This is a genomic window from Arenibacter nanhaiticus, from assembly GCF_900141935.1.
Lineage (GTDB): Bacteria > Bacteroidota > Bacteroidia > Flavobacteriales > Flavobacteriaceae > Arenibacter > Arenibacter nanhaiticus.
Genome location: NZ_FQYX01000004.1, coordinates 144,983 through 166,609, shown reverse-complemented (window position 1 = coordinate 166,609; position 21,627 = coordinate 144,983). Strand labels below are relative to the sequence as shown.

12 protein-coding genes are annotated in these 21,627 nt (G+C 40.0%); 7 read left to right on the top strand and 5 right to left on the bottom strand.

Annotation, left to right across the window (positions count from 1 at the left end):
- The first annotated feature begins 125 nt into the window (after window positions 1-125).
- Window positions 126-1,127, top strand: a complete 1,002-nt coding sequence (locus tag BUA16_RS04100; protein ID WP_072763369.1) for an NAD(P)H-dependent glycerol-3-phosphate dehydrogenase — start codon at window positions 126-128, stop codon at window positions 1,125-1,127.
- Between the two features lie 166 nt (window positions 1,128-1,293).
- Here the strand turns inward: BUA16_RS04100 and BUA16_RS04095 are convergent, their stop codons facing one another.
- The 3 genes from BUA16_RS04095 to BUA16_RS04085 form a co-directional block, all read right to left on the bottom strand.
- Window positions 1,294-2,958, bottom strand: coding sequence for a glycerol-3-phosphate dehydrogenase/oxidase (locus BUA16_RS04095; RefSeq protein WP_072763368.1), 1,665 nt, complete (start codon window positions 2,956-2,958; stop codon window positions 1,294-1,296).
- A 105-nt stretch (window positions 2,959-3,063) separates the two neighbouring features.
- Window positions 3,064-5,415, bottom strand: a complete 2,352-nt coding sequence (pbpC, locus tag BUA16_RS04090) for a penicillin-binding protein 1C (protein ID WP_072763367.1) — start codon at window positions 5,413-5,415, stop codon at window positions 3,064-3,066.
- A 185-nt stretch (window positions 5,416-5,600) separates the two neighbouring features.
- Window positions 5,601-5,957, bottom strand: coding sequence for a hypothetical protein (locus tag BUA16_RS04085; protein ID WP_072763366.1), 357 nt, complete (start codon window positions 5,955-5,957; stop codon window positions 5,601-5,603).
- Window positions 5,958-6,064: 107 nt separating this feature from the next.
- On the opposite strand from BUA16_RS04085, the gene BUA16_RS04080 reads away from it, so the two are divergent.
- On the top strand, window positions 6,065-6,616 hold the full coding sequence (locus tag BUA16_RS04080; RefSeq protein WP_072763365.1) for a CvpA family protein: 552 nt from the start codon (window positions 6,065-6,067) through the stop codon (window positions 6,614-6,616).
- A 279-nt stretch (window positions 6,617-6,895) separates the two neighbouring features.
- Complete coding sequence (locus BUA16_RS04075) at window positions 6,896-7,822, top strand: DUF2971 domain-containing protein (RefSeq protein WP_072763364.1); 927 nt, start codon at window positions 6,896-6,898, stop codon at window positions 7,820-7,822.
- 1,437 nt (window positions 7,823-9,259) lie between these two features.
- Here the strand turns inward: BUA16_RS04075 and BUA16_RS04065 are convergent.
- The gene (locus BUA16_RS04065; protein WP_072763362.1) at window positions 9,260-9,808 is read right to left on the bottom strand and encodes a DUF5004 domain-containing protein; all 549 of its coding nucleotides are present in this window, start codon (window positions 9,806-9,808) and stop codon (window positions 9,260-9,262) included.
- A 162-nt stretch (window positions 9,809-9,970) separates the two neighbouring features.
- Window positions 9,971-15,481 (bottom strand): alpha-2-macroglobulin family protein, encoded by a 5,511-nt coding sequence (locus BUA16_RS04060; RefSeq protein WP_072763361.1) that lies wholly within the window; start codon window positions 15,479-15,481, stop codon window positions 9,971-9,973.
- Between the two features lie 532 nt (window positions 15,482-16,013).
- Between BUA16_RS04060 and BUA16_RS04055 the strand changes: the two genes are divergently transcribed.
- The 4 genes from BUA16_RS04055 (at window position 16,014) to BUA16_RS04040 (ending at window position 21,401) form a co-directional block, all read left to right on the top strand.
- Entirely contained in the window at window positions 16,014-16,553 is a 540-nt protein-coding gene (locus BUA16_RS04055; protein ID WP_072763360.1) for a 3-hydroxyanthranilate 3,4-dioxygenase, read from the top strand.
- A gap of 63 nt (window positions 16,554-16,616) precedes the next feature.
- Window positions 16,617-18,266: a histidine kinase dimerization/phosphoacceptor domain -containing protein gene (locus BUA16_RS04050; RefSeq protein ID WP_072763359.1), complete on the top strand. Its 1,650-nt coding sequence runs from the start codon at window positions 16,617-16,619 to the stop codon at window positions 18,264-18,266.
- A gap of 99 nt (window positions 18,267-18,365) precedes the next feature.
- Complete coding sequence (gene amaB / locus BUA16_RS04045) at window positions 18,366-19,919, top strand: L-piperidine-6-carboxylate dehydrogenase (protein WP_072763358.1); 1,554 nt, start codon at window positions 18,366-18,368, stop codon at window positions 19,917-19,919.
- Between the two features lie 909 nt (window positions 19,920-20,828).
- Window positions 20,829-21,401 (top strand): hypothetical protein, encoded by a 573-nt coding sequence (locus BUA16_RS04040; protein WP_072763357.1) that lies wholly within the window; start codon window positions 20,829-20,831, stop codon window positions 21,399-21,401.
- The last annotated feature ends 226 nt before the right edge of the window (window positions 21,402-21,627 follow it).

Here is a 21,627-nt window from a genome sequence, read left to right as displayed (position 1 = left end):
CAAAGAACAAGGATTTAGGAAAGAACATTTAAAATAGAAACTATAAATTTAGAATGGAGTAAAGGTATTTATCCACACTACTCCCCTTTTTTGGAAGGATTTAGATTTATACAAAAACTAATAGCGTGAAGAATGATATAAAATTTGCAGTATTGGGAGGTGGCAGTTGGGCCACGGCCATTGTTAAAATGTTAACTGAAAATGCAGATACCGTCAATTGGTATATGCGGAACACCGATGCCATCAACCACATTAAAACACAAAGGCACAATCCAAATTATTTAAGTTCCGTAGAATTTCACACCGAGCAATTAGAATTGACCGACGATCTAAATGTTGCCGTTGCCAATGCCGATGTGCTTATTTTTGCGATTCCATCTGCTTTTTTAGACAAAGAATTGCAGCAACTAAGGGTAGATATCAAAGAAAAGACCATTTTTTCTGCTATCAAGGGTATTGTTCCGGAGTCTGGTTTAATTGTCGGCCAGCATTTTCATGAAAACTACGGTGTTCCCTATGACAATATCGGTGTTATCACCGGTCCTTGCCATGCCGAAGAGGTAGCCTTAGAGCGATTGTCGTATTTAACCATTGCCTGTTCTGATATGGAAAAGGCAGAATTGGTTGCCCAACACCTGAGCAGCAACTACATCAAAACAAAAATATCCGATGATATTGTAGGGACGGAATACGCCGCTATGTTGAAAAATATTTACGCCATTGCAGCGGGAATTGCCCATGGCCTTGGCTATGGGGACAATTTTCAAAGTGTCCTTATGAGCAATGCTATCCGCGAAATGAAACGCTTTATTAAACGGGTGCATAAAATGAAACGGAATATTAACAATTCGGCCTATTTGGGCGATTTACTGGTGACCGGATATTCTGTTTTTAGCCGTAACCGTATGTTTGGCAATATGATCGGGAAAGGATATACCGTAAAAAGTGCTATGATGGAAATGAAAATGGTGGCCGAAGGCTACTATGCTACCAATAGTGCACACCTGATCGTTTCCAAGCACAAGAAAAAATCGAAAACACCAATTTTAAATGCTGTGTACGAGGTGCTTTATGAGAATAAAAATCCAAAAACAGTGTTTCAGAAATTGACCGATAAACTAGATTAATTCTTTTTTAGCGATAGCCGAATCTAGCCTTGGAAGTTGGCCATTCTACAGTTGGCCGGGCGATCCGAGGGTAAAAAATAAAACACAGAAAAATGTCTATAAGGGGTTCTGCCTTTTATAGACATTTTTTCTTCGATTTGTTGTGAGGAGCCCAGCGCCCTAAGCCCTATCCTTCTACAGAAAAATCTGAATGTTCCTTTATATCGGCCAACAGCTGGGCCCTATAGGCTTCTACAACCTCATCCCCGAGTTTAAAAATAATTTTAAATTCGGCCAAGACGGGCTCTATGAATTCTTTAACACTCTCTATATCAAAATACAACCTCCCTGTTCTTCTAATAAAGAAATCCATTGGAGTATGGACCATTTCGTGTTGTACCCCGAACTTTAATTCTGCCAAGACCATGCGCAACTGCTGATCATCTCCATTTTCTTGGGCATATATTTCTAGGATATTTTCTGTTTGTTTCCCATAATTGGTGACCAAGTACCAAGCATCATACTTTGAAAAGCCGTCGGCCTCTATTCTTTTATATACTTTAGAGATATATTTTTTAACCTGTTTGTACGATTTAAAATCGTTTCCGCACAGGGGTATCTTTTCGGTGGTACATTCTTTTAGGGTCCTATGATGGTCTTCCTCCATTTTTTTAGCGACCAGATTAACCACGCGTTCGGCCATTTTACGATAACCGGTAAGTTTGCCCCCTGCAATACTTATGAGTCCGGTTTCGGAGGTAAAAATCTCATCCTTGCGCGATAGTTCCGAAGCCGATTTTCCTTCTTCGTAGATCAGCGGCCTTAGTCCGGCCCAAGAAGAGATGACATCTTCTAACTCCAAGTTTATCGTTGGAAACATATTATTGACCGCCGATATTAAATAAATAGCATCGGCGATTTCGGTTTTCACATGGTCTTTGTCCTCATCGTATTTGGTATCAGTAGTTCCTATATAGGTGATTTTACCTCTCGGGATGGCAAACATCATCCTACCATCGGGAATATCGAAATACACAGATTGTTGTACGGGTAATTTCTCATACGGAAAAACTAGGTGCACCCCTTTGGTGAGCTGTAAATGCTTCCCTTTCTTAGAGTTATTAAGACCTCTAAGCTCATCTACCCATGGCCCGGCGGCATTCACCACATAGGAGCCTTTTACGGTAAATTCAGTATTCAAAATATGATCCTTCACGTGTAGGCCTGTCACTTTATCTTCCTCATATACAAAATTGGTTACTTCTGTATAATTTACGGCCGTGGCTCCGTAAAAGAGGCTGGTTTTTATATTTTCGAGGGTTAATCGGGCATCGTCCGTTCGATACTCTGCATAATACCCGGCTCCTTTTAAAATTTTCTTGGGCAAGAGGGGCTCTAACTTTAGCGCCTCTTTTTTTTCCAACATTTTACGCTTGTCCTCTCCGCTTACCTGGGCCAATATATCGTATACTTTTAGCCCTATAGAGGTAAGCCATTTTCCGTACGAGCCATGCTCTATCAAGGGCAGCAGCATTTTCTCGGGCAAGACCAAATGCGGGGCCAAATGGTGCACAATAGCGCGCTCTGAGCCTACTTCCTTGACCAACCAAAAATCGAATTGTTTAAGATAGCGCAAGCCGCCGTGAATCAACTTTGTAGACTTGCTACTGGTACCTGAGGCAAAATCGTTTTTTTCGAGCAAGGCTACTTTCAGCCCCCTAGAAGCCGCATCCAAGGCGATACCAGCTCCGGTAATTCCGCCTCCTATGACCAACAAATCAAAATGCTCCCCGGATAATTTGGCGACCATTTTAGATCTTTCAAGAGTAGAGAATTCATGAGGCTGTTTCATCTATGGCTATGGTTTAAGGAATTTCGCTAAAAAAACACCAAAGTAATGGAGCTCTATAACTGTCTTAAAGATAGTGGAATAATCTACTATTACCAAGGCCAATCCTTACTCTATGGTAATGCTTATAACAGCCTCTTGGCCCGAGGTATCCATAGCCGTTATTTTATGCTCCCCTACCCTTGGCAGTAATCCGATTTCATGGAAATGGGTGGTTTTCCCAACAAATTTTTCATCTATATACCAATAGACTGTCGTTGCCGGTTTACTATGGGCCAGTTTAAAGATCAGCTCATTTTTTTTGCCTTCAAAATTCTTGACAAGACTCATCCGACTGCCATTTTTGGGATAGATAAATTCCATTTGTTTCCCAGAATCCTGTATACAATCGGCCAAAAAGGGCGGCAAGCTCTTATAAGTGGGGTGGCTTCGTTTATAGTAATACTCTATCAATGGGGGCAATACAAACCAGGACTCGGCCTTGGCATTGGACAGATCGATACAGGAAGCGTTTACCCTATACTGTCCCTGATCTTCCAAATAAATTTGTTGATGGTACATGCAGGGCGCTACAAAGTTTTCCTTATTGGGGATCGCTACCGTTTTTTTGGGACATATTTCCGTTGCTAGGTAGCCGCTTTCCAAACAGGTTTCCATAGGCATGAATTCGTCCAAGGGCTCTTGGAACCAAGACGACCTTGGTAAAAGATCAAACACATCAAACAGTATGGGGGCGGCACTGCTTACCCCGCTTACATTAGGCCTGCCTTCGCCATCGGCATTCCCTACCCATACCCCTACCACATGGTCTTTGGTTACTCCTATCGCCCATGCGTCCTTATTGCCAAAACTGGTCCCTGTTTTCCATGCCACTTGTTTGGAAGAATCGAAAAACTCCCAAGACTCATTACCATCAGGACGATTTACTTCTTTCATCGCCTCAAAGGTGAGGTAGATACTTGCGGCATCGAAAATAGTTTTTTCGGTCGATTTTTCACCAAAATCGGCCTGGTCCTTGTCTTTGATTATAGGGGCTATAAATTCTCCCTTATAGTACTCGCTAGAGGTTTCGATAAAGTGATTTACGGTGCTGGCCATGGAAGCATAGGATTTGCACAAATCCCACAAGGTACTCTCTGCCCCACCCAATACCAATGTCAGCCCATAGTGGTTGGCAGGTTTATTGAGCCCTCGAAGGCCAAAAAAATTCAACTGTTCCCTGAATTTTTGCACGCCATAGTCCTGTAAGAGTCGGACCGAAGGAATATTCAGCGATTTTGCCAAGGCCTTATCGGCCCGTATGGCGCCGCTATAACTTTCGTTAAAATTCTGGGGCGTATACCCGGCTATTTGAGTGGGTATATCGGGGATCAGCATTCCGGGCAACAATTCTCCCGCATCTAACATGGCGGTATAAAGAAAGGGTTTTAAAACACTGCCGGTACTTCTAACGGCCTGTACCATATCTACATCCTTTTCGTGTTCCTTATCTGTGGGCGTGTTTCCTACATAGGACAAAACCTTACGGGTATTAACATCCATCACCAATACGGCTGCGTTATGCACCTGGTTTTGTCTTAGGTGCTGGTAATGTTTGTCTACAATGGTATTGACTGAAAGCTGCAGGTTTTCGTCGATGGTGGTACGGATTCTTTTTCCCTTATCGTCCTTCGCTATATAGTGCAGCAGATGTGGCGCCTTTTTGGGTAATGGAAATGGTTTTTGGGGTAATTTTTCTAGGAGAGCCAATTGGTAGGTGGTACTGTCTATCCGGTTGTTTTTATACAGTTTGTACAACAGCCTATTTCTTTTTTGCAGCAATCTATCCTGGTTTTTTCCCGGATAAATTAAGCTAGGTGCATTTGGCAATACGGCCAAGGTAGCCGATTCTGCCCATGACAATTGATGTACCTGTAGTCCGAAATACCGCCAAGCGGCCACTTCCAATCCAACCACATTGCCACCAAAGGGAGCATGACTGGCATAGCGTTTTAATATGTCGCTTTTAGAATGGCGGAACTCTAGCCTTGTTGCTAATATAAGTTCTATCAGTTTTTCGCCATAGGAACGTTGTTTTTGTCCCCTATGCAGGCGTATCAGTTGTTGGCTAAGGGTACTGCCCCCTCTGATGGTTCTCCCCGATTTTATATTTGCCGCCAGGGCCTTTGCCATGGCTACGGGGTTAAATCCCGGGTGCTGGTAAAAATATGCATCTTCAAATAATAACAGGCAGGTTTCAAATTTATGGGGAACACTATCTACTTCAGGAAACCGCCATTGTCCGTCGTCTGCGATCAGGGCTCCCAGCAACCGACCAGAAGAGCTCTCTACAACGGTGGCTGTCGGCGCGGTAAACAATTGCTTGGGAAGGCAAAAGTAATAGGCGATCACCAAAAAAAGACCCAAAAGAAGTTTCTTGGGGTGCCTTTTAATAAATGTGACGACGCTACTACTCTTCATATTTAATTGAATGAATATATCCCCGAAAATACGTCCTAGCTATCCCTTACGGCTTTAGACCATAATAAAGTCTGACTGTTTCCTCTCCAGCACTTCCCTCCAGGCCGTTATTCCTTATTTCCAAAACCACCTTGGATAGGATGGTCGTAGCAATAACGGCCTAAAGGGCCTGTTTGTGCCTTTCCTTAATCAATATATTCTTTTTCTATAAAATAGCCAACGATGGCTTCCTTCATCAAAACGGTCTGCTCCCCAGCCTTCAGGCTAGGCAATTCTTCCTTAATCGTGTAATGTGGCCATCCGTCTTCATCAAAATAGTCGAACTCATAATACCCATAAGGCTCCAACAACCTGCAGATAGCGATATGCATCAGGTTGAGCTTTTCGTCTTTTTTGTATTTTTTATGGATTTGTCCCAGTTCCTGTACTCCTACCAAATAAATAATGGCATCTAATTCTAGGGGATCCCCATCGGCAAATTGGGCCGATAATTTTTGGACCAAAAGCTCCCATCTTTCTTTTAATTGTATATCTCTAGACATGATAATTTTTACTTTATTAAATCTGTTCCCTAGCTAACAAGCGTCCAAGGGCACAGAAGTTTCCAAAGGTACAAATCAAAGTTCTATATTTGTGAAAAGAGTTTTTTATGGGCACAGTAGATATTATTTTAGGGTTATTGTTATTATATGGTCTTTACAAAGGCTTTAAAAATGGCCTTTTTATAGAAATCGCCTCTTTAATAGCCCTTATCGCCGGCCTGTATGGTGCCTTTCACTTTTCCTATATCACCGGGGAATATCTTGGTGAACGAATGGATTGGAATGAAAAATATATCAATACGGCCTCCTTCATTATCACCTTTATCCTTATTGTAGTGTTGGTAAACATCATAGGGAAACTATTGACCAAAATTGCCGATTTTGCCATGCTGGGCTTTTTGAACAAAATGGCGGGCGGCATTTTTGGCGCCCTAAAAGTGGCCATTATCATAGGGGCCCTTTTGATCTTTTTTGATAAAAGCAACAACCAGCTTGGCTTTGTAAAGGAAGACACTATTCAGGAATCTAAACTCTACACTCCGGTAAAAGATATTGGAGCATTGGTATTTAGCAAGGTATTACAACACGCCGACCAATTGGAAGATTCCCCTATAGAAAAAGAAACCATGCCAGCCACCGAGGCTAGAGGGCACTATTAACCGAGCACTACTTGCTATATTTTTTTAGAATTGTTGCGGCTTTGGTTTTGGAGACTTCCCCTTAGGGCAACAATCGTTGCATTAACTTCTCATAACTTAACTGCAACTTACTTTTTTGTAGTTTTTTTCATTATTTTTTATTTGTCATTTACTTACTAATGTTATAATATTGGTTTTACTGTGTGTGAATAGATAGCTGTACTTTAAATGGTTACTGTTGTCTAGGGTGATGAATAGTGTGTTTTGTACTGATATAACGTAGTTGTAACTAATTATAAAATGACTGAAAAAGTAGTTAGATTAAATAAATTTTTAAGAGAACATAATATTTCTTTAGACCGTTTTATTGAAATTGTTTCTCCTTTTAATTTCGGAATTGAATTTCGACCTACATCCAAAATCAATAAAAGGATTATTGACTTCGTTGTGATGTTTTTAGGCATTGAGGAAAATAAAAGATATTTAATTAATGAAGAAGAAAAATTTGATTATTCAAAATCTACTGAAGGTGTCTTGCGAAGATTGAGAAAAAAGCAATTACAACCAAAGACTATATTCAAATATTATTCTAATGATGAAAATGGATTTAATTTGGACGCTCTTAAAAATAAATACTGCTATCACAATAGTTACCTTTCCTTTAATGACCCATTTGATTGTAACATAAATTTAGTTTCATTCGAAAGAAATGGAAAACTAAAAAAAACACATAACAAAAAAAAGGAATCATTTAAAAACAACTTGAATAATATTGGTATTTGCTGTTTTACAGGAAACAAAAATTCAATTTTAATGTGGTCTCACTACTCTGATAGTCACAAAGGTTATTGTTTAGAATTTGAAAAAAAAGAAGATGAATTATATCCCGTAAATTATATCAAAGATTTCAGCCATACAAATTATTATGAAAATGTAAAAGATTCTGAATTTCATATAACATACAGTAAATCTGTCGAATGGGAATATGAAAAAGAATATCGCTCAATTGTAAATAATATTGATTCGAAAAACCAAAATTCTAGGAAAATAAAATTCAATGAAGAACGATTAAAAGCCATTTACTTTGGAGTAAATGCATCAGATGAACTCAAATTGAAAATAATAGAAATATTAAAAGAAAATTATTCGAACTTTATAGAAATAGAATTGTACGAAACATTTTTAAAGAAAAATTCATTTGAAATTGAATCAAAAAAAATCAACTAGGCACAATCTAGTGAATGGCTCCGCCATCTAATAACGGAGTGCACCCATCAAATGACAAAGTATTCACGAATACCTAATTATTTAAATAAAAACCATAAATACGTCACCATACCTTTGGTCTACGCTCAAGATAAACAAAGCGAATCTCGTATACGGCGGTTCCATAATGAAACTTATCGTTTGTAGTGTTCAGTTAAGACACTGGCCCGTAAAGTGGGAAAATTAAAAAACAACAGGGGTTGGACTTTTAAAAGTCTGACCCTTTTTTCATAGAGCGTCTGGAACTGATTCTTATGCGACTCCACCCACAGACTTGGTCTTGCTGAATGCCCAATCAGATCAGGTTTTTCCGTTTCCTTCCCGCCAGCGGCCTCATTCACCAAAATAGTCTACTAGAAAATTTTTTAGCGTACTGCCTTTCAAGAATGTCTTGAATAATACAGTGGTCGGTTTTCTAGCAGTTGTTATCCTTTCAACGGTCAAAATATTTTCTTACAAATAATATTTTTTTCTACATTGAAGCTCTAGATCGGCTTCGCTATGAAAACCTTATCTAAAACGAAACCATACATTAGAAATAGACACGAGAAGGTTTAAGTAGATATTTATAAAACAACCTAATTCATAGATAGTTAACCATGGCTTAATGATGATTCATTTTTTTAAAGATTTAGTTGATCTTTAAACCGCCAGATTCTATAATTAGACGCTCATTGTAGACTACTTACTCGGAATGAAAGCAAATAGATTTATCTTGGAGCATATAGTTAGAAGGAATTGTAAAAGAAAGGAAACAATTGAGAAAGGGAATGACGCCTCGTTGGATGTTGTTATAAAAACAAAAACCGATCATAATATTAATGGCAGAATTTCCACGGACGTTCCGAGGTAGAGACCCCAACATTGGGCATCTCTAGTTTTGTTCCATTCATTAATTATCGAATTATTAAAGCCTATTAAGAATGATATTTTTTAAGAAAAAAGCACCTCAAGCAGGAAATTCGTTACGATGCCCCATATGCCCCAACGATCAATTCTGGAGCAGAAGGGCACAATTGAATTCTGCTGTAGCATCATTCTTCAGTCTAGATTGGGCCAATAGAAGTGCTAGCTGTTTTGTATGCTCGGAATGTACCCACATCTCCTGGTTTCTCGGAAAATAACTAAGTCGCGCCAGTCGTAAATTTATAGGGTTCGAAAGAAAAAGGAATCTGGTAAAAATTCGCACCTACATTCACCCTATAAAATTTGTCCACCAACAAGAAAATGGATTAGGGCAAAACATCGCAACAAAAAAAAGCTGCCTAAAACCTCTTTTGACCTCCTCCAAAAACAATGGTTTTGTGAATGGGTACAAACAGCAAAATTCCTATGGGCTATAAATCCTCAAAGGATGGTTTTGCTGAGATGTTTAAGACAGCATTTTTAAACAGTGGTTTAATTTTCTGTCTCTAGTTCGTTTTCAGGGGTATCCTTGGTATAGGTAAATTTAACGATCGTCTGTATAACCTCTCCATTTGGTTGTCTTACCGTTGAATTCAAGGAAAAAGTATAGGCCGTATTCTCCTCGTTAAGTTCTAGTACGACATTCTGACTTGAACAATTCCCTACCAAAGTCAATACCTTTCCGGTGTATTTCCAAGAACCGTTTATTTTTATTTTATTGGAACAATCGTCCGTATTTTCGGCTTGGTTATATTTATACCCCCTATTGGTTTCAAAAGTATAGGAAGCGTCTCTTTCGCAAGCTGAATATTGTTGGTAAATATTCGTGTTTGGGTTGTCTTGTTGGTCATCCGTTATATCTACTTCTTTTTCAGACTCAATAGCGGTCAGTTTCCATGTTCCCAACAACACATTTTCATTTTCAAGTAATGGCCCTGTAAATTCTTCGGGACATTCTATAGTATTATCTGTACTACAACTACTAAACAAACTAGTGATGGCCAAAGCCCCAACCACTAATAAGGATTTACTTTTATTCATTTTAACGATTTTTAATTCATTAATAAGAATGCAGTATGTGCCAAATGGTTGCGCAAAAATTTGAATTATATTATACCTTTCCTAATCGACAGCATTGTCTAAAAAATCAACAGTCACGTTCTTCTTCCTACCCTTTTAATTAAAACACTAACGCAGAACAATTTACCGGATCACATTGACCCACATCCCTTTTGTGCGCGCCTTATAATCATTATCGTACATGGCTTGCGCCTGAATCCCTGGCAAATAATATTTTCCAAGGAAGGACGCATTTAGCAATACCCTAAAGGTTTTGGTTTCCTTTTTCTTCATATCAAAATAAAAATTGGCCCTATCATCCCTCAGATCGGTATGGGTAACATCGTTCTCTTCAAAATCGCCAAAGTCTGTAAATCTCGTATTCACTATCTCCCAACCGCTTGGAAATATTTGTGTTAGGGCTACATTTTTCAGAGTATTTTCGCTGGTATTGGTCAGGGTGACCTCTGCCACAAAATCGGTTCCCTGCCCTAAGGAGGTAGGATCTAGTTTAGATCCGTTCCTGCCCTTATAAACTACTTTAGCCACTAAATTTTGCTGTTGTTCCTGTTCTTCCCCAACTGGCAGCACCCCACTATTTAAGACCCCCACATACAAGGCATTGTTCCCCGTATTCTTTAAAACGAGCTTATTGTTCCCGTTTTTAATATTCAGGAAGCTATTGGCCAAAGTTTTTTGCGTCTCTACAATGTTGGTTTTTCCCTGTAATGTAAAACTGGCCGCTATGCCCTTGCCTCCCAACATTCTGGCAAATTTTGCCATGGCCAGCAGACAGTAGCTAGTGGTTTGGGTATTCATCCATTGATCTTTACTTAGTTCCTTGGCTAGGACTTTTGCTAATTCTTGGGCCCGCACCTTATCTTTTAGCAGTACAAAAGTTTCTAGTGCCATTGCCCTATTTCTTTCGGGTGACCCAAAGGTTGCACCATTGATTGGGTTCCTATCAAAATCATAGTTTGCGGACTGCACCAAATCCTTTGCGATGTTGTCCTGGCCTATAAGGGCATAGGCTGCCGCCAACCGGTATTTGGCTTCATTAGACAATGTGGCTGTTTCCCTGAGCCTGTTCATGGAAGCAATATCCGAATTTCCTGCAAGGGCTAAGGTGTACAACCGATATGCCTGGGCCAAATCTGAGGCATTGGTTTCTGCCCGCCATTGTTTGGCGCGATTCTGTTGGTATTGCATCCAAGCCGATTTGAATCCCAAGGGCAGGACATAGCCTTTTTGTGCTGCTTCCAATAAAAAATGCCCTGCAAAAGAGGTGCTCCAATCATCGGCATTTTGTTGTCCTGGCCAATACGAGAAACCCCCATTCGCAATTTGTGATGCCCCAAGGCGTTTTATAGCAGCGGTGACATTTTCTTGGAGCTGTTTTTTTCTTGATGCCGGCACCTCAAAAACATCGGAAAGGTATAGCTGGGGAAAAGCAGCCGCGGTAATTTGTTCCAGGCAGCCATGTGGATATTGAATTAAATATTGCATTCTGCCGTTAAAATTCATGGGTGGAAGGGTAGATAGTTCTATTGCTGCCGAATTGCTACCGGGTATCCCAAAAGTTTTTAGGTCAATGGTCTTGGTTTCATTGGCCTCTAAAACAATTTCTTGAAGGCTTGTGGTTACCGGATTTGGGTTCACAACATCGATAGGAATTTCAAAAGAGGCATATTCCCCATTACCGGAAGCCTCTACCTCCACTTTCCCGATCCCATTAAAATCTGCCACAGACAACTGAAAATACGCCATTTTTTCCTCGGGTTGCGAAAAGGTCACCTTTTGTTCCGCCCCACCTTGGACGATAAAGGAAGGATCTTCTTTGATTTTTAAACGCACTTGTTTTATTTTATTCTCTAGGGCAAAAACCGTTACCGGCAAGGTCACAGATTCACCTGGGGTAATTTTCCTTGGCAAAGAAGCCAAAACCATCAAGGGTTTACGAACAGGCGTAGATTTCTCCGCTGCGCCATAGGCCGCTTTTTCGGAATTTCCGGCCACCACCATCGTTCGTACCGCTCCAATATATTTAGGGATGGTTATTTGGTGCGATTTTGTCTCCCCTTCCTTTAAAGTAAAAGGCCCCAAATGAAGCACCATTGGTTTAAAGCGGTTTGCTTTTCTATTTTTAGCGCCTATCAACTCCCCATCTCCACCGATGGCAAAAACCTGATCGATCCTGCCTCCGAAAGCGCCAATAACATCGTCGTACACATCCCAGGTTTTTACCCCTAAGGCCTCATGGGCATAAAAGGTATTCCAAGGATCGGGTGTTTTAAACCGAGAAAGATCTAATATCCCCTCATCGACCACAGCAATCGTATAGGTCATTGCCTTGCCTTGTTTTTCATTGACCTTAAGGGCAAAACTTTCTTCTGGACGCAATAGCGCCGGCATGCTTATAGTAGGTTCTAACATGGTCTTAGGGTTTTCTACGGCAATAGGCACCACGCCATACATCCGTATGGGGGAATCGTTTAGGGTAGTAGCATGGGGTTGTAACAGGCTTATGCTCAGATAGACATTTGGCGTATGCGCTTCGGTTATGGGAATTTCAAATTTAGTCTCTCCATTTTGTGTATCTACCCAAAGCGAATGCAGCACCTCTGTGCCGTTCTCCAAGGTTACCAGGGCTCTTCCTCCTTGGGAACTTGGCAGGGTAACGATGGCTTTTTCACCCACCTTATAAGATTCCTTGTCGGTAGAAAACACTAACATGGTAGCGGCAGAAGGATCGTTTTTACGCGACTTCCCTGCCCAACCAGGCCAATCTACATAGATGGTCTGTCCCGTAGCATGTTTGCCTTTTTCGTCTTCTATCCGAACCAAGTACCGGCCCCATTCAGGATATTTTAAGGTGAATGTAAATTCGGCCTTTCCTTTTGCGTCGGTACTTAGGTTTTTCTCAAATACTTTTTCCCGGTAATTGTCACTGTTGAAACTAGAGAGGTTTTCATTGTTCGTTTCCCACCACCATCTCCACTGTACCTTATAAACACTCGCTTTTAAATTCTCGGTCGCCTTAGGATTGCCTTGTTCATCTACGGTAACCACCTCAAACTTCTGAGGTACATCGGTGAGCAACATTCCTCTTTTTTCATCGCCTTTCGGAGCATTTAAGCCTACGTATGTACTATAAGGGGAAAGGGGCTTGCTAAAAACATCGGTACTAAAATCGCCCCCATTCTCGTATACCTTCGCCAGAAAAACCGCGTTTAACATCCCTGGAGCTTCACTGGTAAATTGGGGACTAACAGAAAAAGCAGCCTTTCCCTCTGCGTTGATCTTGTTATTGAACACCAATAGGTCTTCCGATTTAAAAGCACGGGTAGGATCGTCAAAAACATAGCCTTCATAGTTTTTAAAATGGGTAGCCTGCGGTTTAAATTTTGCGGTAATATCGGCCTTTAGGTTTTTTGCCTTCGCTCCGTGCATCCAAGCTACTTGTAGTTCGCCCTTTATAGGTTTCGATAAAGACAAAAGTTCTTGGGAAAAGGTCGTATTAATTTTTAAGCGATTTGGTTTTATGGTTTCTATCCTAATTTTTTTGACAAATGTAGCTCCGCCGACCGCTACCTTTGCCGTCCAATTTCCGGTAGGGGCATCGGTTTCGGTTTTTAGGGTAAAGGCATACATATTGTCTATAGGATTCGTATGTACTTCTCTGGCAACAAGTTTCTGGTAAGGATCTATCAATTCTAACTTTACAGGATGATTTTCAGGAAGTTTATTGGCGTTATCGTTCAACATAAAAGTCAAATACAAGGTATCTCCTGGACGCCATACCCCACGTTCGCCAAAAATGTAGCCTTTAATCCCTTTCTGGGGCTCTAGGCCCGACACCTTAAATTTACTCACCGATAGCGCATTGCCATCGTTGAGTTTTATATAGGTTTTTTGCCCTCGGCTTTCCGCGATGGCAAAATAGGCCAAGTGCTCCGCCTCATATATTGATGTCCCATCCATACCGGTCATCACCTGTCCTACGGCTTGTTGCTGATAATTGTAAAAAGTAACCTTGGCCCCGGTAATAGGAGCCGTGCTCACCAGATCGTTTACACTGATAAAATAATTTTTATTGGTCCCTCGCTTGATGATAACCCCTAGATTGGTCGCTAAAATATTGGTCGAGGCTGTTTTATTGTAGTAATAGGAAGTATGACAAGGATTATCACGTTCGTTCCAGTCGTAGTTCTCATAGTAATCTTCGTAATAGGATTCTATTTCGTCCCAACGGCTATCTTCAGCAGCTTGGTCAAAATCATCGATCGCAGCATCGCTATTGTTAAAATTACTAAACTCGCACTGGTATAAACTGTAAGATGGCTTAATACTAAATGCTACCTTGTAAAGGGCTCCGGGCTCTGGACGAATCAGGGATTTTAAGTCCAGGGCATGGGCTACCCATTTATCGGCATTCGAAGAAGCGCTGTTTTGAAGATCCAGTTTTTTATAAGCAATAGGACGACCTACTTGTTTTAGGTTATAGTCTTCATTTAGGTTGTTATCCTGTAAAAACTGTAAGATATTATTTTCGAAGATCCGGAATACTTGTACGTCTACAAACCTTAGGTTAACTGCTTCAAAATTTATTTTTAGATTATTGGCTGAAGGCAAAATGGTTCCATTGGACAATAAGCGAACTTCTGGTTTCATCTGTTCAAAAGCCAGTCGTTCTTGGTATTTTGTTTTTAACTTATAGCCATCGACACTTTGGATGCCCTCAAATATTTCAAGTTGTGGCGTACCGATGACGGCTTTGGAAGGGAAAACTTTTAAGGTATTTCCAACAACATCATAGGTAAGTTCCTTGGCACCTTCCAAAACCACCAGCCCTTTAAAATTTTGTCCTTTCTTAAGTGGGTCAGAAAAATTAATACGCAACATTTGATGTGCTCCGTTGGATACTTCGACATTAAGAATGCTAAAATTATTTTTACCAGGAATTATTATGGTATTGGCCCCCTTACTATCAACTCCTATTGGAGCTCCACTCCACCGCACCTCTATTTCACTGTCTTTTTCAAATCTTCGGATACTGTCTATTTTAAAATAAAACTGGGTTCCTTTACCTATTGCTGTTTCAAATTTTATGGGAATGTCATTGCCATTTTGTGATGCCTCGACCAATTTTTTGGCCTTTTCCAAACTTAACTGATCGGCACTTTTAATATGTCCTTCAACAAATTGATACTCTTTGGAGTACGATTGTGGCGCTTGGGCATATACATTAAATTGTTGTTTTATAGTTTTTACCTTAAAAGTAAGTACATGCAGTTCCTTTGGAATCTCAGGAATAATTTTCCCTAGGTTTAACCGAAATTTATAGGAAGTATCATGATCAAAACCGTTTTGGGGTACAAAAGCCAAAGTAGTACTATTTAGGGCTACCACCTTTCCTTTAAGCTTAGGTGACGCCTGTAACACACCGTCATTAAGCTCTTTTCCCTGTTTCCAATCTAATACTGGGGTAGTGAGCACTACCCGTATTTGATCTTCCGAAGAAATTATTCCATGGGACACTTCGTTGATATACTCCTTGTACCGATTTATATTGTCTATGGAATCTAAAACGGTTTCTTTTTTCTGCTTACAACCAATAAGAAGTAGAAATAACACGGAATAGAATATAAATTTCATGGCGGAAAGTTTTATGAAGGTAAATATAAATAGTTTTATCCTTGTAAGAAAAATATCTCTAATTGATTATAAAGGATTTAACACCTCAAAATTGCCGCTTTCTAAAAAACTAAGACTACTCCCCCATTCCAATATTATCTACTCCTATGCGCCTTCCCCTTCGAGAAACTGACGCCATGCACGAAACGAAAAAAATCAACGTCTACCCTATGGATGAAAACACGCCTTCATTATTTTTTTCTTTGGCCTATAATGTCGCTTCTGGCACCGAGACCCCATAGCAACAAAGTACATTACAAGTCACGCTACTATGGAAAAGAGAATGTACACATACCGCGGTCAGTATTCAGGTGAATTCCCCTGGAAATCTGTATTTTACCCAATTGTTCTATTAGTAAGCCATCTGAAAGACATTTTCTTTTGTTACTTTTAATTCGTATTCTTTGGAAACAATGATAAACTGGTGGTTTTCTATAAAACATTCTTATCGAAAACACAGTACCTTTGAAAATGCATTAAAATAAAAATACTTATGTCTGTAAAACCTCCTTTCAATTTAACAAAATGGATAGCCGAAAATCGGGACAGCCTAAAGCCGCCCGTGGCCAATAAAAATCTGTATAAGGATGCCGGCGATTATATTGTAATGATCGTAGCCGGACCAAACGCCCGAAAGGATTATCACTACAATGAAACCGAAGAGCTTTTTTATCAGATAGAGGGTACTATTGAAGTTCATATTCAGGAAAATGGGGAAAAGAAAACGATGTTTTTAGGTCCTGGGGATATGTACTTGCACCCAGCTAAAATTCCACATTCCCCAGTGAGGCACGAAGGATCTATAGGATTGGTCATAGAACGCAAACGTGCCGATATGAATATCGATGACGGGCTGCTTTGGTTTTGTGACAACTGTAATCACAAGCTCTACGAAGCGTATTTTACCTTAAATGATATAGAAAAAGATTTTCTAGCGCATTTTAAAACTTTTTATTCCTCCTTAGATCATAGGACCTGTAAGAATTGCGGAAGCGTAATGCCTGTAGATAAAAGATTTATTGCCGAAGAATAGCGTATATTTAAAAAGTTTAAAAATGTGATTATCCGGATATTACCTTTAATTCTCTATTAATTAATGATCAGTAAGAAAAGTTATAAATACCTAATTATCCTTTTGATCGGCGGATTAATTTCTTCTATACTTTTCCATTATGCTAATCAAAGGCGCATTGCCGAAAACGAGGTATTTGTAGAAAATACCATTACGAGAGCTAAATTAAAATTCAAACAGGAGCTTTTAAAAGTAAATACGGTACTAGAGTCTATGGCGTTCTTTTTTGAGAACAATGAGGAGGTTACCCTAGATAAGTATATAGAATTTACCAACCCTTTTATTTCTGGTTTACCGGGGATAAGAGCTTTAGAGTGGGCTCCACGGTTAACAAAGGGTAACATAAAACATTTAGGGGATGCCCAAGTAAGGGTCTTGGATAACAGTTTCAATATCGCGAAAATAAATTTCAATTCACCCGATGGAACCTTTGCTCCAAGGCGAGACTATTATCCTATTATTTATACGAACCCAAGGGATTATTTAAGGAAGGTCATCGGTTTGGACATCGTCTCGGTCCCCATGGTTAGACGCGCTCTTAGATTGGCAGACAGCACCCAAAAGATTGTAAGCTCTAAACCCCTAAATTTAATCACTTCAAAGAACAGAGAGCACTTTGGATTTGTTATGGCAAAAGCCGTCTTCGGTACCGAAAAAAAACAGGCCGACGGATATGTTCTTGGCGTGTATGACATGACCGCCTATATCGAGACTATTTTGGGGCCAGAGATGAAGGTCTTGGATATTGTAATTACCGACGTTACTGAAAAAAGCACCCCTTTATATAGTAGTTCCCCAATGCACATAGAGAACAACAACCTTAAGGCTAGCAATGAGACAAGCCTTGATATTGGCTATAGAAGGTGGAAAATTCAATATTTTGCCAAGGAAGGCTTATTGGTATATCCGCATACTAGGGAATCGTATTTTTTATTTTTTTTCGGTATCGTCATTTCTTCTTTAATAGGGGTTATAGCCCTCAAAAATGATCGGTACCAAAACACCTTAGAGAACGAAGTGCGAAGTAGGACCTTGGAATTAGAAAAATCGAACAAGGAAAAAGAAAACCTGCTGCAGGAAATTCACCATAGGGTGAAAAACAATCTACAAATGACCTCGAGCTTAATTAATATTCAAAAAAGAAAGCTCACCAATAAAGCGGCCATAGCGGCCTTAGAAGAAAGTCAGTCCAGAATATCTGCCATTGCCCTTACGCACCAGAAAATTTACCAGGACGAGAATTCAAAATCGGTAAATTTAAAGGAGTACTTAACCGATTTAATGACGTATCAGAAAAAATTACTTCCTTCGGTCAATTATGCCATCCATTGTTCACAGGTCACTTTAAACCTCGATGTAGCCTTGCCAATTGGTCTTATTATTTCAGAATTGGTCACCAATGCACTAAAACACGCCTTTAGGGAAGAGCAGTTCAATAAAAATCTCGGTATTACCGTTAGCCAGGATCTCGATGGGGAGCGACTTATTCATATTGCTGTTGTCGATAACGGCAAGGGGCTACCGCCAGACTTTGATCCCAATAACACCGATGGTATAGGCTTTAAAATCATCCATTCGTTCTGCAAACAAATTACAGGAAAGCTAACCTATGATTCTTCACCCCAAGGAACTAGTTTTACCCTAAGTTGCAAAAATTTAGAAAATTTAATTTAAAAACTAATATTCATTTTTATATTTATAGCAATTAGCAATACAAAGTCTAAATGTATAGCTTTGTATAAATCTAACATTTATAAATAAAAAAGTTATAAAATGTCACAAATTGCAAAAACCTTCGGAATTAATGATGCCCTTAAGCAATTAGGGATTCAAGATATTAATCCAGGCACTTCTACTGGATCCGAGAACTTTTCTTCTGGAGAAATCATATCCTCATATTCTCCTGTAGATGGAGCATTAATAGGAAAAGTACAGGCTACCACCCAAGAAGATTATAACAAAGTTATCACTACAGCTACCGCGGCCTTTAAAACATGGAGAACTAAACCAGCACCCCTTAGAGGCGAAATTGTACGTCAATTTGGTGATAAACTCCGCGAATTAAAGGAACCTTTAGGAAAACTAGTTTCCTATGAAATGGGAAAAAGTTACCAAGAGGGACTGGGCGAGGTACAAGAAATGATCGACATCTGTGATTTTGCTGTTGGCTTGTCTAGGCAATTACACGGACTTACCATGCATTCGGAAAGACCAGGTCATAGAATGTACGAGCAATACCACCCTTTGGGAGTAGTAGGTATTATATCGGCCTTCAATTTCCCAGTAGCGGTATGGGCATGGAATACTGCCTTAGCTTGGATCTGTGGCGATGTATGTATTTGGAAGCCTAGTGAAAAAACACCTTTGTGCGGTATTGCCTGCCAAAAAATTGCCGCAGATGTCTTTAAGGCCAATAATTTGCCTGAAGGAATCTCTAATTTAATCAATGGCGATTACAAGGTAGGAGAGTTTATGACCAAAGATGCCAGAGTCCCTTTAATATCTGCCACAGGTTCTACCAGAATGGGTAAAATAGTCGCCCAAGAGGTTGCCGGACGTTTAGGAAAATCCTTATTGGAGCTCGGTGGTAACAACGCCATTATTGTGACTCCGGATGCCGATATTAAAATGACCGTAATTGGCGCTGTGTTCGGTGCTGTAGGTACCGCCGGACAGCGATGTACTTCTACCCGTAGGTTAATTATCCATGAGGATATTTACGATACCGTTAAAAATGCCGTAGTAACGGCCTATAAACAACTACGCATTGGGAACCCACTGGACGAAAACAACCATGTTGGGCCACTGATCGATACCGATGCGGTAAAAATGTATCAGAATGCCTTAACAAAAGTAGTAGAAGAAGGTGGTAATATTGTGGTAGAAGGTGGTGTATTAAGCGGTAACGGATACGAAAGTGGCTGTTATGTAAAACCGGCCATTGCCGAAGCCCAACCTTCCTATTCTATTGTACAACATGAAACTTTCGCCCCGGTATTGTACCTATTAAAATATTCCGGGGATGTAGAAAATGCCTTGGAGATACAAAATGGCGTAGCACAGGGATTATCTTCGGCAATTATGACCAATAACCTACGGGAAGCAGAAAGGTTTTTATCGGTAAATGGATCGGATTGTGGTATTGCCAACGTAAACATAGGAACTTCTGGCGCCGAAATTGGTGGTGCCTTTGGAGGAGAAAAAGAAACTGGTGGCGGACGTGAATCTGGCTCAGATGCTTGGAAAGTGTATATGAGAAGACAAACCAATACCATTAATTACACTACAGAGCTGCCATTGGCACAAGGGATAAAATTTGATTTGTAATCCCCTTATAACTTTATAACTAAAAGCCCGCTATATGCAGAATCAACTTCGGCAAATAGCGGGCTTTACAGCTAACTAACTCAAATAAAAAATCTTCCATTATTACCCTTTAAAACTCAGGACCAAATACTTTTATTCTATTGTTCTATTTTTAAGGGCCTTTGACTCACCTACAGACCATCTTCCACGGAGCAGTGACTGTGCTCCAAGCAATACAACCATACACACAAAATTCCAAATTTTTAGTAGTGTCTTCATATGTCCCATTGTATGGATTGCCAATCTTGTTCACTCAGGTGATAAACCTTATTAGTTCTTTCTATTTTTTTCCTTCACATTTTACTTTTTATCCCAAGGATTGGCCGAAGCCCGACCTTCGATTGTTAGCCCCCCTACATTGGACGGTTAGCATTTTACTTTTTAGGGACACTAAAATACAACCTAAAACCATGACAACAACCTAGATATGTACACCTGACAACCATAGCTGTATAAATGTCCATTATGATGTATTATTCAGTACATATAGTCTGGAAAAAAAGGGTTTTTAAGGAAGAAACAAAAAATCTCACCAATTCACCATATCGTTCTTAACTAACTGATAAAGAATAATTTTCGTCTTATATTTTAATATTTTTAGGATTTTTTTTTAATACATTGTAGACTACAACCATTAATCCAAGCCAACGATGACTAAAAGAAAAACCTAGCAAACCCCCTACTTATAAGCATTATTCTTGTCCATAGATCTACTGATCTATTTCCCCCATTCCTTCGAAAGGTAAAAATCCAAAAACCTATGAAGAAGGACATAGGGTGTCCGGATATTTTTAATCGATGTTCGGAAAGGAGTACGATGAATTATCAATCACCAAAAAACAATAAACCTATATTTAAAACCATACCAATATGAACCTTGAAAACCTAAACGGCTGGAGCTGGATAATTCTGATTATAGTTGGAATCATTTGTGCCATCATAGGATATATTATGGGCAAAGGCAAATTTGCAGCTCCCGATCAATCGGCAGAATTAACAAGCCTTAGAAGCAAGAACGACAAATTAGAGGCCGACTTATTGACCTGTAACCAAAAGCTAACGGAAATGAATGCTGCCCCCATACCTTCGAATGCGATTACACCCCCACCGATGACCAAAGCAGCTACAGCTAATAATTCGATTCCCTTTAGTGCTACTGCCGCCAAGGCGGCCCTGGGAAAAAGTATTAAGGAAAACGACTTAAAGGTAGTGGAAGGTATAGGTCCAAAAATTCAGCTGTTATTCCATTCATCCGACATTACTACTTGGCAGGCGTTATCGGAATCATCGGTTTCCAAATGTCAGGAAGTTTTGCTTTCCGGTGGCGACCGTTATAAAATTCACGACCCTTCGTCATGGCCATTACAAGCCAAAATGGCTTATGAAGGTAAGTGGAAGGAACTACAAAGATGGCAAGACGAACATAAGAGGGGTAAACTATAATTTGTTGTAAGGTCACGAAAACAGGACAGCACCGGCTTGCATTCCGTTCTTTTCCTAATAGACACTTACAAGAAGGCTTAGGGACCTTCTACTTAGCTCTATGTTTCTTGGCAGTTGAGCACTGCTTCGAGTATACAACAAATTGCGTTAGGGATCGCGGCGGCATCCCCGCAGCACCGCAAGGGATATAGCCAAGAGCCCGACCGACGAAGGAGGGAACGCCCAA